Source organism: Oscillospiraceae bacterium, from assembly GCA_009780275.1.
GTDB lineage: Bacteria > Bacillota > Clostridia > Oscillospirales > UBA929 > WRAI01.
The window spans coordinates 14,679-31,784 of sequence record WRAI01000016.1; the positions used below are offsets into that span (position 1 = coordinate 14,679).

Annotated in this window: 14 protein-coding genes and 1 tRNA gene; 8 read left to right on the forward strand and 7 right to left on the reverse strand. The window is 49.4% G+C overall.

Annotated elements, in window-relative coordinates:
- Position 1 precedes the first annotated feature (1 nt).
- Genes FWE06_05940 through FWE06_05950 form a run of 3 tightly spaced genes read left to right on the forward strand, consistent with a single transcriptional unit; the run spans position 2 to position 1,790 of the window.
- Entirely contained in the window at positions 2 to 646 is a 645-nt protein-coding gene (locus FWE06_05940; GenBank protein ID MCL2546720.1) for an HAD hydrolase-like protein, read from the forward strand.
- A 2-nt stretch (positions 647 to 648) separates the two neighbouring features.
- Complete coding sequence (locus tag FWE06_05945) at positions 649 to 1,587, forward strand: MBL fold metallo-hydrolase (protein MCL2546721.1); 939 nt, start codon at positions 649 to 651, stop codon at positions 1,585 to 1,587.
- A complete protein-coding gene (locus FWE06_05950; protein ID MCL2546722.1) occupies positions 1,542 to 1,790 on the forward strand; it encodes a DUF3006 domain-containing protein in 249 nt (82 codons plus the stop codon). Before FWE06_05945 ends, FWE06_05950 begins: the two co-directional genes overlap by 46 nt.
- A gap of 249 nt (positions 1,791 to 2,039) precedes the next feature.
- On the opposite strand, the gene FWE06_05955 is transcribed toward FWE06_05950, so the two are convergent.
- The 7 genes from FWE06_05955 to FWE06_05985 all read right to left on the reverse strand — a co-directional run bounded on the left by FWE06_05955 (position 2,040) and on the right by FWE06_05985 (position 9,720).
- Positions 2,040 to 4,682: a cation-translocating P-type ATPase gene (locus FWE06_05955; GenBank protein ID MCL2546723.1), complete on the reverse strand. Its 2,643-nt coding sequence runs from the start codon at positions 4,680 to 4,682 to the stop codon at positions 2,040 to 2,042.
- 129 nt (positions 4,683 to 4,811) lie between these two features.
- Complete coding sequence (locus tag FWE06_05960; GenBank protein ID MCL2546724.1) at positions 4,812 to 6,497, reverse strand: hypothetical protein; 1,686 nt, start codon at positions 6,495 to 6,497, stop codon at positions 4,812 to 4,814.
- A 1-nt stretch (position 6,498) separates the two neighbouring features.
- Complete coding sequence (locus tag FWE06_05965) at positions 6,499 to 6,861, reverse strand: hypothetical protein (GenBank protein ID MCL2546725.1); 363 nt, start codon at positions 6,859 to 6,861, stop codon at positions 6,499 to 6,501.
- A complete protein-coding gene (locus FWE06_05970; GenBank protein ID MCL2546726.1) occupies positions 6,855 to 7,403 on the reverse strand; it encodes an inorganic diphosphatase in 549 nt (182 codons plus the stop codon). Before FWE06_05970 ends, FWE06_05965 begins: the two co-directional genes overlap by 7 nt.
- A 12-nt stretch (positions 7,404 to 7,415) precedes the next feature.
- Positions 7,416 to 7,598: a PspC domain-containing protein gene (locus FWE06_05975; protein ID MCL2546727.1), complete on the reverse strand. Its 183-nt coding sequence runs from the start codon at positions 7,596 to 7,598 to the stop codon at positions 7,416 to 7,418.
- Between the two features lie 1,027 nt (positions 7,599 to 8,625).
- A complete protein-coding gene (locus tag FWE06_05980) occupies positions 8,626 to 9,207 on the reverse strand; it encodes a hypothetical protein (GenBank protein MCL2546728.1) in 582 nt (193 codons plus the stop codon).
- Between the two features lie 424 nt (positions 9,208 to 9,631).
- Positions 9,632 to 9,720, reverse strand: a tRNA-Ser gene (locus tag FWE06_05985).
- A 285-nt stretch (positions 9,721 to 10,005) separates the two neighbouring features.
- On the opposite strand from FWE06_05985, the gene FWE06_05990 reads away from it, so the two are divergent.
- From FWE06_05990 to FWE06_06010, 5 genes are all read left to right on the forward strand, one after another.
- Positions 10,006 to 10,764 carry a M23 family metallopeptidase gene (locus FWE06_05990; protein MCL2546729.1) on the forward strand — a complete coding sequence of 253 codons (759 nt, stop codon included), beginning with the start codon at positions 10,006 to 10,008 and terminating at the stop codon, positions 10,762 to 10,764.
- Between the two features lie 478 nt (positions 10,765 to 11,242).
- Positions 11,243 to 13,072 carry a 1-deoxy-D-xylulose-5-phosphate synthase gene (dxs, locus tag FWE06_05995; GenBank protein ID MCL2546730.1) on the forward strand — a complete coding sequence of 610 codons (1,830 nt, stop codon included), beginning with the start codon at positions 11,243 to 11,245 and terminating at the stop codon, positions 13,070 to 13,072.
- Complete coding sequence (locus FWE06_06000) at positions 13,060 to 13,776, forward strand: TlyA family RNA methyltransferase (protein ID MCL2546731.1); 717 nt, start codon at positions 13,060 to 13,062, stop codon at positions 13,774 to 13,776. Before dxs ends, FWE06_06000 begins: the two co-directional genes overlap by 13 nt.
- A gap of 5 nt (positions 13,777 to 13,781) precedes the next feature.
- Positions 13,782 to 14,594 (forward strand): NAD(+)/NADH kinase, encoded by an 813-nt coding sequence (locus FWE06_06005; GenBank protein MCL2546732.1) that lies wholly within the window; start codon positions 13,782 to 13,784, stop codon positions 14,592 to 14,594.
- Positions 14,591 to 17,104: a YfhO family protein gene (locus tag FWE06_06010; GenBank protein ID MCL2546733.1), complete on the forward strand. Its 2,514-nt coding sequence runs from the start codon at positions 14,591 to 14,593 to the stop codon at positions 17,102 to 17,104. Before FWE06_06005 ends, FWE06_06010 begins: the two co-directional genes overlap by 4 nt.
- Positions 17,105 to 17,106 lie beyond the last annotated feature (2 nt).

Genomic DNA, 17,106 nt, shown 5'->3' on the forward strand with positions numbered 1-17,106 from the left:
TATGCAAAATAAACAAACCATTATATTTGACTTCGACGGCACATTGGTAGATTCGACCGCCATGATTTTAGCATCGTGGCGGCATACACTTGATGCGTTGAGGCTAGACGAACCAGAGGATTTAGCGTATTGTGTTATAGGCCCGGCGTTGCGAGATTCTTGGCGCAAGCTGTTCGGCATGAACGAAGATGAAGTTGAAGTTGCGGTAGAGATTTACCGTAAATATATGGCGAAAAATTATGGTTTAATAGAACCCTACGATGGCATTTGCGAACTGTTAGCAGAGTTAAAAGCACAGGGGAGAACCCTGCTGATTGCAACAGCGCGAAGCCAATTTACTTGTGAACTCATTCTTGAAAAAGCTGGTTTGGCGCAGTATTTTAGTGCGGTGTCCGGTGATGTGCCAGAAGGCGGACAAGCAGACAAGGCACTGAATATTGGGCGGGTGTTAGAGATGGTGGCAGTCAGTGACATAGCATCGTGTGTGATGATTGGTGATATGGATACAGACGTTGATGGCGCAAAGTCGTATGGCATGGATTGTATTGGCGTGTTATACGGTTATGGTGGTCGTGAGAAACTGGCCGGTGCGAGTGTGCTGGTTGAATCAGTAGCCGCACTGCGGGGACTGTTGAGGGGGACATAAATATGTCAAAAAGACGCCGCAGGCGTACCCGAAATCGAGGATGCAGAGCCTTTATCGTATTCTTAATTATAGCCGCCCTGGGTGCAGTTGGTTATTTTATCACCCAAAGTGGCTCGTCATTACCCGTCGTACTGCAAGACAACGAAGTTGCCGTACATTTCATCGATGTAGGACAAGGCGACGCTACGCTCATTCAAACAGGGCAGGGGAGTATGCTGATTGACGGCGGCGATAATCATATGCGCGAGCGGGTGGTGCAGTACCTGCGCGATGCGGGCATCGAACGGCTCGATTATGTTGTTGCCACCCACCCGCACGCTGACCATATTGGCGGTCTGATTGGTGTGTTTGACGCGTTTCAAATCGGGCAGATTCTTATGCCGAATATCACGCATACAACCGAAACATTCCGGCACTTTATCAATGCCATTGAGCGAAACGGCGCGTTGGTGCGAGAACCGATTGCTGGAGAGGTCATCATGTTGGGCAATGCGCAATTTACTGTGATTGCGCCGAATTCATCGGGTTATGCGAACCTGAATGATTACTCCATCGGCTTGCGGCTGGTTGTTGGCACAACAAGTTTTGTGTTCACCGGCGACGCTGAAGCATTGAGTGAGCAGGAGATGATTGACGCGGGACATGTGTTAAACTCGGATGTTTTGCGTGTGGGGCACCATGGCAGTCATACGAGTACAGCGCAAGAATTTTTTGCTGCCGTCAGTCCGGCAATCGCTGTCATCAGCGTGGGTGCGGACAATCGGTATGGCCACCCGCACAGGGCTGTGCGCGAACGGTTGGAAGATATTACCGTTTACCGCACCGACCGGCATGGGCATATCGTTATGGTGACGGACGGTACATACATTACAGTGACAACAGGGAGCGGCAACGGATGGCTGCAACAGGTGACGCAATGGTTTACGCAATTGATCGGATAGAAGGCGGCATTGCCGTTTGTGAGTGCATTGAAAGCGGTGCAAAACGGGATGTTGCCGTGAAAGATTTGCCCGAAAATGCTTGCGAAGGCGACTTGGTTCATGTGGTTGATGGGGTATGGGCGATTGATGTTGCATTGACGGCGCAACGGCGTGCAGAGATGGCGGAGCGGTTGAAGAAGTTATTTGATAAGTCATTTCCTTGAAGTTTACTCTCTCGATTTCGCGGATGAAGTCGAGTACAATATCTTTCGGCTCGTGCAATACTGCGCATTCGTCGTACATGCTGCATGCATAATCGTCGCTGCGGGTGCTGTGTATCAGCCCCATGTCTTCGTTTCGTTTGTTTTGCGGAGATAAGCATAGTGTAAACTCTTCCCAAAGGTAGAGGCAAGGGGGGGTGAAAACATTTTAACAATGCCCTCCTGCTATCGCAAGAGGGCATTGTTATATTTTTACACAATTTTAATTACATTCTTACGTGTCAGGAACCGCAGCAGCTCGCCGAAGAAGAAGGGGGTGGCCGATAGTACTGCCGTGATAACCCAATGCCAGGCACTCATATCCACAGTGCGGAATATGCCTTGGACAGGCCCGATGATTGCCGTGGCAACGAGTGCGGCAATTGAGAATACCGCGCCCCACATCAGTGCCATGTTGCCTCTAAATCCGGTTTTGAAGAACGATACGGTATTGCTCTTGACATTTACGATGTTGACAACGCTGCTAATGCCAACGACCATGTATGCCATCGTCATGGCGATGTCTGCCGAGGGGTTAAGCCCGCCAAGCGACATGGCATATCCGATCCAGTAAGCAACCAAGCCGGCAACGGCAAACATGCCCGCCATCAGGCCTAACCGAATGCCCAGGCCATTGCTGAATACACTCGCGCCTTTTTTGAGGGGTTTTTTGCGCATGACGTCGGCCTCGGCTTCTTCTTTATAGATAAACAGTGCCGGCACGCCGTCGGCGAGTACGTTGATCATGAGCAATTGCGTTACAAAGAGTGGGGTCTGCCAGAAGATAAATACGCCGAGCAGCATAATGAAAATTTCACTGATGTTGGCGCTCAACAGGAAGAACAACACTTTGCGGAGATTTTCGTAAATGCGCCGCCCCTCTTTGACCGCTGAGATGATAGATGAGAAGTTGTCATCGGTCAGAATCATTTCGCTGGCGTGCTTGCTGACGTCGGTGCCTGAACCCATGGCAACGCCGATGTCGGCAGCTTTGAGTGCCGGCGCGTCATTCACGCCGTCACCCGTCATGGCGACAACTTGGTCGTGTGCCTGCCATGCTTGCACAATGCGGATTTTATCGTTGGGGCTGACGCGGGCGTATACGCTGTAATCGCGGACGCGCGCGGTCAGCTCTTCATCGCTCATGTCGTTGAGCTCGGCACCGGTAATGGCCTTTTCACCCTCGTGCAGAATGCCGATTTCACGCGCAATGGCGGCCGCTGTAATGGCGTGGTCGCCGGTAATCATCACGGTGCGAATGCCGGCCTCGTCGGCTTGCCGCACGGCTTCCATACTCTCAGGACGCGGCGGGTCAATCATGCCAACAATACCGAGGAAGTTGAGATCTGTTTCCAGCACTTCCGAAGTCATCTCCGGCTTTGTATCAAATGTTTTGGTAGCTACGGAAAGCACACGCAAGGCATTTTGGGCAAATTCATCATGCACGGCTTGCGCTTTTTCCGCCGCGTCAGGTGTGAAATTGACAGGAATGCGGTCGAACGCGCCTTTGGTAATCGATACATACTTGCCGCCTTCTGTTTTATGCACCGTTGTCATGAGTTTGCGGTCGGAGTCAAATGGTATCTCAAAGATGCGCGGCTCATCTTCTTCTAATGATTTTTTTGTCATGCCTTTGTCAATCAGTAAACGCACAATTGCTGTCTCAGTCGGGTCGCCAATGGCAACTTCCTCACCGTTAAACGTATCAATTGTAGCGTTGGTGGCAAGACTGATTTTTTTGAGCAGATTGGTTTCGGCATCGTTGAAACCATCTTCAACGGCTGCGGGATCAAAACCCTGTGCCCAAACGCGTTTGATGGTCATGCGATTCATGGTCAATGTGCCAGTCTTATCAGAGCAAACTACTGTGGCCGAACCGAGAGATTCAACAGCGGCAAGACGGCGTATGATGGCATTTTTCTTGGCCATATTTTGTACGCTGAACGCCAGCGCGACAGTGACGATGACCGGTAATGCTTCCGGCACGGCGGCAACGGCTAATCCGATGGCATTGAGCAGCACGATATCTATATCGGCTTCACCGATGATAAGCAGTTGGAACGCGAATAGAATCACTGCTGACGCGATGGCAATAATGGCAAGTATCTTGCCTAAGCGATGTAGGCGGTCTTGTAACGGTGTACGTACTTTCTTAGTGTTCGACAGCAAGCTGGCAATGCGCCCCATTTCGGTATTCATGCCGGTAGTCGTTACGACAGCCAACGCACGGCCGTTGGTAATCAAACAACCCGAAAATAACATATTGAAGCGGTCACCGACAGTCGCCGTTTCACAGACGATAGCACCGGCATCTTTTTCGACAGGCACACTTTCCCCTGTCAAAATCGCCTCATCGACCCGCAAATTTACACTTTCAATCAGCCGTGCGTCGGCGGGAATCAAATCGCCGGTTGACAGCACAACAATGTCGCCCGGCACAAGCTCAGACGCGTCAATGGTCTGCTGTACGCCATTGCGCAATACCGTTGTTGTTGGCGCATTCATATTCCGTAATGCGTCAAGTGCTTTTTCTGCACCCAGTTCTTGGTAAATTGCCAACGCGATACTGATAATGACAATCGAGAAGATGATAATCCATTTGGCGTGTGCCTCTCCGGTGCCGCTTCTAATTGCCATAAACAGTGAAACTGCCGTGCCGAACAGCAGGATGAGCATAGTAAATTCCGTTGCGTGATGGAAGATTTTTTGCAGAATGGTTTCTTTTTTCTCTTCTTCAAATCTGTTTAGACCTTTTTTTTCCTGAATATCGGCGACCTGCGCATCAGATAGCCCTGTTTGCGGGTTTGCACCCAAATCCAGATAAACATCTTGCAGTGATTCTTTGATATACTTCATTCGCGTACCTCCTATAATTTTTTGATAGCAAAAAAAAGCGGAGAAATAGCATCTCAAAAACGCATGATGCGATTTTGCCCCGCTCTTATTATTTTTATTATACTATGCAGCAAGCGGGATGTCAATACCTCACATCCGCAATGTGTCAATAAATTCGCGCAAGTTGGTGCGTGTGCTCCAGGTAATTTCGCGGAAATTGACAATGCCGAGTGCAGCGATTGCTTGATCGTATTGCGCTTGTGTGACGGATTCGTCATTGACGTAGTAGCTTGACGACTCGCCGGTATCGTCTGCGCCCCAAGGGTTATGCCAGGTTGTTAGTATTGTCTCAAATGTACCGTCTTGCCAACGCATAAAAGTTCTGGCGATGGGGCCGTCGCCGATAGTTACACTAACAAAGTACCGTGCCATACCTTCGCCGACCTCAAACGTTACAGTAGTGGCAGCTTCTATCCATGTAGTGTCGTGATGAACAAGTTCTATCCGTCCTATGTATCGGAAAATATAAATGTCAGCGTGTGCCCATTGGTTCGGCATACTAAACGTCACCAAAAGCAACGGTATATCATCGCCAACATCTATTATTTCAACGTGAAGAACGCCGTAATACGGCCAGCGCCCATTATTGTCTGTTGTTGTTACTTCACCGTGAATTTCCCAAAGTTCGGTCAAAAATTCATAGTAGGCATTGATTGCCTCACCGCGTGTCGTCGCAGTCGGCGTAAAGTCAAACTGCAAGGCAACTTTTACAGGCTCATGACGGTCAAGCAAAAATGCGCCATCGCCGATTTCACCGTTGAGATTAGAGCCCCACGCCCAAATTTGCCCATCTTGCGTTACCGCCAATGTATGCGTGTCGCCGGCGGCAACGTGTGCAACGTTTTCCATAATGCGAACAGGCGTAGCGCGGTCTGTTACATGAGGGTTCTGCATCTCATGCTGCCAATGAAGTTGAATCGGGCTGACAGTGCCGCCGTCACCGACACGACCGTGAGTGTTGCTGCCCCAGCCGTACAGCGCGCCGTCGCGTGTAATCACCATACTGTGCCAAGAGCCCGCCGAAACATAGGCAACATTATCCATCAGCCGTGTGTGTGCCGGATTTTCATCAAAGCGAGTGTAGCGGGCATATAGCGCGCTGTCAGTGGTAACAATCAGCGTATGGTCCGGACCGGCCGCCACCATAGCCACATTTTCTTTGTCCATCACCGGTGTCGGCAGCAAAAAACTTTGCCACCATAACTCACCGTCTCCTGTAATAAAATATCCACCCGCCGAACTTCTTGCGGCAATTGAAACGACGTCCGTCCATAGCCGTTCTGCTGAATGCGGGGAAAAATTCCACGTGTACAGTTCACCATCTTTAGTTAACGTCATGCCATCGTCAATAGCGCGAACATTATCCATAAACGCATTAAAATACCCCGATGCGCTTAAATATGAAAGCTCGCCGTCAGTGTTAAGCACAAAATTATTTTCCCGGCTTGTCAAAACGGCGGCAATATTTTGGCCCACAGTCATCGGTTGAAACGCTGCACGCCACGTATCATTCGCGCCCCAACCCCACAAGTCCCCATTTGGCAACAACACAAACGACGTGCCGCGGCCGGCAATAACCCGGCTCATTGGATCTTGTTCCGGCGGTTGGCGACCGTCTTGCCCTGTGGTTGAGGTTGAGTTGTTTGCCGGCGGGCCGGTTATCGTTGGGTAATTCGGCTCATCCTCATGCGCGGCTAAAAACAACCCCACAGCAATTGCAAACGCAGCAACTGTTGTTGCCAACAAAACGAGCATAATTTTAACCGATTTTTTCATGTTATACGCTGACCCCTCTTTCGCGCAATGCTTCGGTTTTTTTTGCCGAGCAGTCTGCGCATCGAAATTGCGGCGTATTGTCGTCAGTTTTGTCGTAATTGTCGGTTTTGACAAGGCGATGTCCGAGGCATTTTGCGCCGCAATCGCTGCATTCGATGTCGGCGCGGGTTTCCCAAACGGTAAAAAAGTTTTTGGATTTAAAAATAAACCGGTCGACCCAAAAGAAAATCAAGCCGCCGATAAGGTTGGCGACAATCGTGGCAATCAAAGCGGAGGTATGGCTGGCCAGTAACCATAGCACTGCTGCCAAGATGGGTGTGGACAACTGCCAACGCAAGAGGTACATGGCATATTTTTTTAGCATGACGGCGTCCTCCGCGCAAAGTTTCCGTTGTTGTAGTTGTCGATGCTCTTTTGTATAATTTTCTCGGCTTCTTTTCTGTCCAGCACCTGGTCGACGACGGTATCTTTTTTCTCCAACTGCTTATACACCTCAAAAAAATGCATGATTTCTGTTGATATATGTGCCGGCAATTCAGAAATATCCTTGTACACGTTTAGAAACGGATCTTTTTTTGCAACGGCAATGATTTTTTCGTCGCGCTCATTTTGGTCGGTCATAATAATGGCGCCGATGGGATAGGTTTCAACCAGTGTCATGGGATCTATATTCTCTTGGCACAGCACCAAAACATCCAATGGGTCATTGTCGTCGGCATAGGTTCTGGGGATAAATCCATAGTTTGCCGGATAGTGCGTGGCTGTGTAGAGCACCCTATCCAGCATAAGCATGCCTGTTTCTTTGTCCAGCTCATATTTATTTTTGCAGCCTTTTGTGATTTCGATGACAGAAATAAAGCTGTCTTTCGCGATTCTGTCGGCGCGGATATCATGCCATATATTCATGTTTGCACCAACTCACTCCGGCGCTTCGGGCAATATAATCGCAGCAATCAAGTACGCCACCCAGCTTACCGGAACCACTATGGCAATGATGCGAACAATCATGGGGTCGATGTTGAAGTACTCTCCAATGCCGCCGCATACGCCGGTAAGTATTTTGCTTTTGCGGGAACGGTATAGGCGTTTGTACGGCTCCATGGGTATTCTCCTTTACAAAATAAATGGCCTGACTTCCGTCAGATATGCTGAAAACCAGCGCTCCGTTGGCGGCGTAATTGAACTGCTGTGTTTCTGGTGTTACATAAGATGCCTTGGCAACAATTATACCACATTGAACACGCTTTGACAAGAGTTGTATTCACTTATGATTGAGAAATCAATTTAGCTACACAATCACATCCCGTCGCTTGCAAAACGTCAGTCCACATACAGTTAAAGCCAATGCTATCACAGTCAAAGTCAACAGGGGAAACGTGCACATGCTCTCTAAGGGAAGTTGCGGTATATGGTGAAACGGCGACAGGCTCATTGCCCACGAGGGCATGTGCAGCAAGTCTCCAAAGAACCCGACAATGAAGATATAGATAAAGTACGCCCAGCAGAGAGCAGCTGCTTTCGGAAAAACACCGACGACAAAAATCCCCAACCCTAACATAAGCCATAAAGCAGGTATACAGACCATTATAGAATATATCAACAAACCAAAAAGGAACTCTTTCGTGTTCCCCGCGCACAGCACTTGGACGAGAGAGATATGCATCCCGATAGACTACATTCATCAGATACGCACCACTGCGCCAGTCAGGAGTTGTCCCCCATGATATTATCACGGCCTTGGCGGCTTTTTCAACTGACGTGACTGGCTGGGTTTTCACTTCACATTTGCAACCACATAGCGACTTGTCTTTTATTGTATTATAGCCTTCCTTATTTGTATCTTTGAGTACGATATGTTCATCTCGTTCGTGTAATGCTTCAACTTTATCTTTTATGCGTTGGGGCAAATCGATCGAAAATATATCATAGGCGTCAGCGAGGCAAGATTCGTCCGCAATGTAATAAAATTCGCGGATAAGCTGTTTTCCGCCACTGTATTTGATGTTTTCAAAGTGTTCACTGTAGTGCCCCTTTATCCATATAATAGCGTTTGTCTGCAGTTTTATGCCACGCTTACACCCTGTTACAGGGTGTAAGCGTAATAATGCAAAAGATTTTTAATTATGGTCTACCCAACAATCTCGAACTCAGTCCAAACCGGGCCGTCCCAAACTAGCTCCGTGCTTCGTGTCATTTCAGGGTAGCCCCTCGTTACTGTGCTCCGCATCAAACGAGCACCGGTGACAATGCGGTATATGCCGGGAGCGAGTCCGCGCCCGTTTGTATGAGGTGGACGTATGGGAGCAGCAGAATCGTAACTATAAAGAAATGCATATGAAACCACTTCCCCAAAACGCAATGGCTGTTGCACTATTAGTCGAATCTCTGCCACTCCAGGATCTGGAAACTCAATAACACCCCATCCCTGTTTTGTTTGTTTCACAAGAGTAAAGCCAAATCCAGGATACAAGGCATAATTCACTGTAATATGCCGCTCGTCTATCGGTTCCGTTGCATTTGTCAATATCGCCGAAATACGCGAAAAACGAATGGGGTAGGTCTCATGCTCCATGACAAAGCTTATCTCTTCCGGCCAAGTTTCGGTTGGGAACTCAAAAAGTTCACCCGGTTCAGGAAAACCCGGCTGTGTACATCCGGCAAGCAAAGCAAGTAGGATAATTACACAAAGAATACACCCTCTCTTTTTCATAAAATATACCCCTTATTTAACCCCACCATTGTAATTGGCCTCGCACCAACGCTATTTGATCTATCCAACTCTGATCAATTCTAATGGCGCGAGCCTCACCTGTTGTCAAAAGTAGCGTACTTTGGATACCTACAACTAAATTGTTAGCGGGGTTAATGATGGGCGAGCCGCTCATTCCACCAATCGCAAAAGTATTCATTAAAAAATATCCCGACTGGATATTACGAGTAGGCCCCCGACTATGCACCATTCTTCCGCGTGTATCTTGTTCCTTGAGGAGTCCAAAACCCAGGCCCTGGATAGCCAATTCCTCTAACTTCACCAGGCACATTTGTAGAGAGCCCGTGCAAATGTCAAGTGAAAACCCAGCCAGTCACGTCAGTTAAAAAAGCCAGCAAAACCGCATGGTTGCTGACTTTTTGGATGGCGGAGAGGAAGGGATTCGAACCCTTGTGAGCTTGCACTCTAACGGTTTTCAAGACCGCCCCGTTATGACCACTTCGGTACCTCTCCGTATGACGTTGACCTTGTGATGACCGCTCAGAAATCGGGCAACACTTTAAGGCAACAGCAGCAGATATTCAGTTGTTATGATACAGCAGAAACGCTGTGGTGTCAAGGATTTTCAGCCATTAGCGGATAGAAAAAATACCGCATTTCAAGACCGCCCCGTTATGACCACTTCACTATTCCTCCGTGACGCTGAATCACTATATCACATTCGTGCCGGGTTGTCAATGTATAAATTATCGCCGGACTGGTCAATACTACCATCATTACCAATTGGAGGTGTTGTACTTGAAAGGAGACAGAAGCACAGGACAATTTACCGGCAAGGGATTTTACATCGTATTATTGCTATGTGTTGCCGTAATCGGTGTAGCCGGATTTACACTGATGCGCTCAACCAACAGCTTGACCGTAAATCCCGTGCAAAATACGCCGTGGACTTTTCCTGCGGCAACCCCGAGCATTGCCCCGCCCGCGGGGAATATTTCGTCGCCCTCGCCGCGCCCCAGCCCCGCAGACGAAAATCGCTCTGCGGAAAATGTGACGCCACAACCGTCACCGCAACCGGCGGCAACCGTTGCACCGACACCCGTGCCTGTGATCAACGAGTATGAGGAGGCACAAGAAGTCGCTGCCGTATCGTTTTTTGTGCGGCCGGTTGAAGCAGCGTTGCCCACAATGTTTGCTGAGGACGAGCTGACGTATAACCCGACGCTGGGTGTGTGGCGGTTTCATGGCGGCATCGACATCTACGCTGAACTCGGCACACCGGTGATGGCTGTTGCCGATGGCGAAGTTGAGCGAGTGGACATTGATATGTTGTTGGGCAATCTCGTGGTCATTCGTCACGCAGGGGGGGTGATCAGCCTATATGCCAACCTTGACGACGCACTGTTCGTGAGCATCGGCGACCGTGTATCGGCGGGCGATGTCATTGGGGCCATCGGTGACAGCGCGCCGGGAAAAGCCTTGCAGGCGGCGCATCTGCATTTTGAGATGCGGCAGGATGGGGAAGTAGTGAATCCGTTGAAGTATTTACCGGGATAGGGGATTGCTCGGCAGTAAACAAGGCGCGATGAAGATATCGCGCCCTACATATATTTACAAGTGCACCCACTTTTAGCATAATCACAAACGTTAAAGAACTTTCCTAAATACGCAAAAATGACAGAGGGTGTAACTGTGAAAAAGAAACCTCATGGCTATATGATAGCGTTTGGCGCGGTTTGTCTGATTCTCGCTTCCATTCTGCTTTTTCTAGTGTGGGGTTTCATTTCAATGTTTTCCTCTTTCTTTTCAATAGAGCTTAATTTGGGGCGTCTAGCTTGTGCGCCATGTCACCGCAGGCGCAGGATTGTCATGCGTGTGAGTGATGAATATTTTGCGGCGGAGATGTTATCTTTGGATTTATATTATTTGAATCTATTGCAAAAGGGTGCAGGTGCAGCAATACAAGGTGCACACGGTGCGATGCTTTCGTCGTGCTGTGCTTGCATAAATATACCGGATATGTTACAATGTGGCCATGAATATACTTGATGCCAATGTAAAAAAAATGACGCCGGCACAGCTGGAACGGCTGGCTAAGCGGATTCGGTGTTTTTTGCTTGCCCATGTGTCGCAGACGGGCGGACATTTGGCGCCCAGTTTGGGCGCAGTAGACTTGATTGTAGCGTTGCACAAAGTCTTTGATACGTCAGTTGATCGCGTGGTTTTTGACGTGGGACACCAAGCCTATTCGCATAAAATTTTGACGGGACGGCGCGAAGGTTTCGATAAACTGCGACAATGGGGCGAAATGTCGGGTTTCCCCTGCCCCAATGAGAGCGTTCACGATGCTTTTGTCGGGGGTCACGCTTCGACGTCAATTTCGCTTGCCTTGGGGATGGCGCGTGCTGAGCGGTTGAAAGGCTCTGACGCGCGGTGTATTGCCGTATTGGGCGACGGCGCGCTGACCGGCGGACTGGCCTATGAGGCTATTAACGATGCGGGGCATAGTCGCGAGCCGTTGATTGTAGTCCTCAACGACAACGGCATGTCGATTTCACGTAATGTCGGCGGTATGTCGAAACATTTGGCGCGGCTGCGCTCGCGCCCGCAGTATATCAAAATGAAGATCGCCTATCATAAACTGACCGACCCGTTGCCGGGTGGAAAGACCATCAACCGTGCGCTGCATCGCATGAAACGCGGCGTGCGTGACACTATTTTATCCGATAGTTCTCTGTTTGAAAGCATGGGTTTCGCCTACTTGGGCCCTGCTGACGGGCATAATATTGACGAGATGGTGGAGTTGTTCCGCCACGCCAAGTCGCTCAAACGCCCGGTATTGATTCACTTGATGACCCGCAAGGGCAAAGGCTATAAGCAAGCCGAGCAGAACCCATCGGCGTTTCACGGTGTGCCGGCGTTTGATTTGCAGAATGGCTTGGCGGCTAAGAATGGTGAAACGTTTTCCGATCGCTTTGGCAAAACATTGTGCAAATTGGCGCAAAATGATAAAAAAATTGTTGCCATAACAGCGGCCATGCCTGATGGCACGGGGCTCTGTCAGTTTGTCAAGCAATATCCGTCGCGTTTTTTTGATGTCGGCATTGCCGAGGGTCATGCTGTTACGATGGCGGCGGCAATGGCGAAGCAAGGCATAAAGCCTGTGGTGGCTGTATATTCCAGTTTTTTGCAGCGGGCATATGACCATATTTTGCATGATGTGGCAATTGGCAATTTGCCTGTGGTCTTTTGCGTTGATCGCGCGGGGCTGGTTGGTGAGGATGGCGCGACACACCAAGGTACATTTGACGTTGGCTTTTTGTCACAGATTCCCAATTTGACGCTTTACGCACCGGCATCGCTGGATGAACTGGAAAGTATGCTCTCCGCGGCACTGGCCGACCTAAAAGGGCCGGTGGCCATCCGTTACCCGCGGGGCGGTGAGGGCGCATACAACGGAAATTATGCCGATTGTGACTTTGCCGTATTGCGGCCGGGGAACGATGCTTGCCTGCTGACTTACGGTACACTGACGCATACGGCGCTTGAAACGGCGGAGCGTTTGGCTAAGCAGGGCTTGCAAGTGTCTGTTATCAAACTGAATAAGCTGTCGCCCTTGCCGTGCGATTCGTTGCACGACAAGTTGCCGAAACGCTTTGCTGTTATTGAAGATGTTGTGCGAAACGGCTCGGTTGGGCAACGAATGGCGGCAGAGTGCGCGGCGCGCGGCGGTGAATTTTCGCCTGTGCTGTTTAATCTCGGGCAGACATTTATGCCGCACGGCTCAATTACAAAACAACGCGCGGCGGCGGGGCTGGATACGGATAGCTTGACGGAAAAGTTGACGGAAGCATGGTGCGGTTAGATGTAGCGTTGGTGCAGCGCGGGGTTGTTTCCAGCCGAACCGTTGCGGCAGAGGCAATTGCAGCGGAGTTTGTGACAGTGAACGGTGCGATTGCACACAAGGCAAGCATGAAAATCGTTGACAGCGATGATGTGCAGGTCAAAGCTCTGCCGCACAACTATGTTGGGCGCGGTGGCGTAAAATTGGCGCATGCGTTGGCGTGTTTTGGCATTGACGTGGGCGGTCGTGTGGCCTTAGATGTCGGTGCGTCAACAGGCGGCTTTACCGATTGTCTGTTGCAAAACGGCGCGGCACGTGTTTATGCCGTCGATGTGGGCAAGGGGCAGTTGCATAAACGTTTGCGAGCCGACGAGCGTGTTGTCGCGATGGAGCAGACGGATATTCGCGGACTGGCGTTGCCGGAGTTGGTCGATTTAATAGTCGTTGATGTGTCGTTCATTTCATTGACGAGAATTATCGACTACTTGGCAATTTACGCAAAATCGAATGCACTGGCTTTACTGCTCGTCAAGCCGCAGTTCGAAACATCAAAATCGCGCAAGAACAAGCATGGTGTTGTAATAGATAAAGCAGTGCGGGAGATCGCAGTGCAATCGGTGGCACAATCGGCAGAGGCGTGCGGATGGCGTGTGCTGGGGCGCGAGATTTCGCCGCTTGCGGGCGGTGACGGGAATATCGAGTATTTTTTACATGCGAGTAGGTGATAACGATGATCGAACGTGTATTGATTTGCCCGAATGGCAACAAGGATAAGGATTTGGCAGTGACAAACAAGTTGTGTGCAGTGTTGTTGGAAAACGGTCTTGACTCACTTATCGCGACACATGATGTCGATTGGCGGCAAGTGTTGGCGCGGGTGCAGTGTATTATTACGATCGGCGGTGACGGCACACTACTTCATGTTGCCAAACGTGCGGCGCAGGCGGGAGTGCCCGTTATTGGCGTCAATATGGGTAATTTGGGTTTTATGACTGAATTGGAAGTGGCCGAACTTGAACAATTGCCCGGTATTTTGCGCGGTGGTTGGCAGCCTGACCCGCGCATGATGTTGCAGTTGTCGGTCGAGCGCGGCGGCACGGAGATTTACGCTGATTATGCTTTAAATGATGCGGTGTTGAGTGGCGGCCCGGAGGCACGGATGGTGGAAATTAATGTTCGGAATGGTGATATGTCGCTGTTGCGTGTGACGGGCGATGGGTTGATTGTGTCAACGCCCACGGGGAGCACAGCATACTCGTTGTCGGCAGGCGGGCCAGTTGTTGAACCGTGTGCCGAATGCTTGCTTGTGACGGCAATTTGTCCGCACCGCATGGATGTGCGTAGCGTGGTCTTATCAGCAGAGCGCAAACTGGAGTTGTCGGTCAGTGCGCGTGCTGACGCATGGTTGAGTGTGGACGGCAACGAGGCGTTTGCTGTGCGGCAAGGCGATATTGTCACTGTGGCACGATGGGCGAAGAAGCTAACGCTGATGCGGGTCAAAGAGAACGGGTTTATGGAACGGATTGGAGAGAAATTGTCATGAGACAAGCCGTTACGGCACTTTGGATGCGCTCATGGCTTTTTAAGTACTCGTCACTATTCTTGGGTGTTTTTTTTGCCGTTTATTCACCGTTTTTGCTTTCGGGACGTACGTTCATCTGGGTCATTGACGGGTATAGGCATCATATTCCTTTCGTTATGGAAACGGGGCGGCTTTGGGGTGCCATGCTCTCGGGGCAAGAGTTTCAGTTCAGCAACTATTTTGGGCTTGGAAACTGTTCGGTAACTGCGCTGGCATTTTATTTTTGGTATCCACTTAATGTTTTAATGGTTGTTTTGCCGGACAGTATCATTGAAATCAGCCATTTTCTGAGTGTCGCGCTGCACTTTTATCTTGCCGGGCTTTTCTGTTTTATCATGCTTCGGCGTTTCAAGTTTAATCCGTGTGCCGCCATGACGGGGGCATTGATGTATGCCTTTTCGCCCATTATGCTGTCTGCGTTTACACGGCACTATTTTTTTGCGGCGGGGGCGGTGATGTTGCCGCTTCTTGTGATTGCAACTGAGAGATTTTTGGAGAACCATAGAAAATGGGGTCTCCTCGTGAGTGTTGTGGTCATTCATGCGTTTATGGGCTATTACTTCTTTTTCTTTAATAGCGTGTTTATCGCACTATATGTGCTGTTCAGAATGCGAGAGTTGTATAAAGGCGAGAATTGGGCAGCGTATACTCTGCGGCTTGGCAAGTTTGCGGCAGCCTATCTTACGGGAATCATTCTTTCATCTGTTGTTTTGCTTCCATTCGCGTATATGATTATTGACAGCTCTAGGGGAGCAGGGGCGGAGGGCATTCTCTTTTTTAGCGTTCAGAGCATAGCGTTAGGCATCGTCGGACTTTTTTTGCCTACGCCTTCACTAGATGTTTTTTCGCCGCCGTTTGCCAATATCTTGCTCCTTGCATTCCTGCCCTTTTTCTTTTTGCGCAAGGGCAATATCACAATGAAAATTATGCTTGTGTTCTGCGTTTCCGGGTTGGCTCTCCCTTTTGTCGGATATTTGATGAACGGGTTTGTCTATGTAAACAATCGCTGGAACTATATGGTGGCACTGGTCGGTATTTACGTCATTGTATATGGGCTCGAAAATCAAAAGCAGTTTTTTAAGAGGAAAATAAATACAAAAAAGGTCGGAGCGGTCGGTCTTGTGTTGTGTATTGCTTTTGGTTTCTCATTCAATTTAATTTACTCAAGGGAGTTTTTAAGATGGGGTGACTACGCACAAATCAATTATGCAAGGTATCGTAATTTTTCGCACACGACTTCTGACGGATCGTTTGACTTTTTCAGAGTTACACAACCGGTACGTTACAATGCCGTACGGCCTAACGTCCGACGCCCCAATTTAGGCACTGAAGGTCTTATTGACGGGTATTTTGCCACAAACGCCTATGTATCGTCGATGCATGCCGGCAAGTTTGATTTTGCAAGATTTTTTCATGCACATCACAATTTTTATAACGTGTCATACAACGGATTCGACAACAGAGGACATATTCTTGCCATTCTTAACAATCGCTACATGCTTTTGCAAAATGAGCAAACTTTCCTTGCCCCTTATGGTTATATACATGATGGGTCAAGAGGAAACCGGCACACACAAGTTTATACAAACAGCAACGCCCTGCCGTTTGGGTTTGTGTATCGGTCGTTTGTAACGCGAGAGCAAGCGGCCGCCCTCAACCCCATCGCCAGAGAGAGTCTCCTGACAAAAGCAGTTGTTTTGGAACAAGACGTTGCTTTGGGTCGCTTTGATGTCAATCGCATAGACAATGTGACAATGCTGACAGCCGGCGAGGGGCTTTCGATTGAGTGGGCCTGTGAGCGGGAATTTAATTTGACATTTCCGCGGGAGAGTGACAGTGAAGTGTTTGTACAGCTGTACATCAGAAACAAGACGCATCGCGGCGCATTTGTCGCCAATTTAAAGAGTGAAAGCGGGTACGTCAACCAAATTCAATCCTTTGCCGATATCAATTTATTCAATGACTGGAACAATTTTTTTGTGGTTAACATGGGCTATTTGGCCGAATGGCAAGACGACTATTCTGTCAGTGTATCCTTAACCGACGGGGATTTCGTCATTGCAGACATTGCCGTCTACTTGCGCGATATGGGCGGGTTTGCTGAAGAAATAGCGGCCGTCAATGCACGAGAATCGCTGATGCTTTACAGTTATGACGCCGGCAGAATACGTGGGAGTATAACCATGCGCGAGCCGGGAATTGTCTTCTTCAGCGTTCCGTATAGCAGAGGGTTCAATGCACATGTCAATGGAGAGCCGGCAGATATTCTGCAAGCCAACATTGGATTTATGGGTCTTTTGCTTGACGAGGGGGATTTTGAGATAGAAATTTGGTTCAGAACGCCCTTTCTAAGGCTGGGAGGCATTGTGACATTGGTTGGAGGTTTGGGCGTTGTTCTGTTTTGGGTGTTCGGGAAATTTGCGTTAAAACGGCTTGGCAAGGAGCAGAATGCCGCCGTAATGGAGGAGTAATG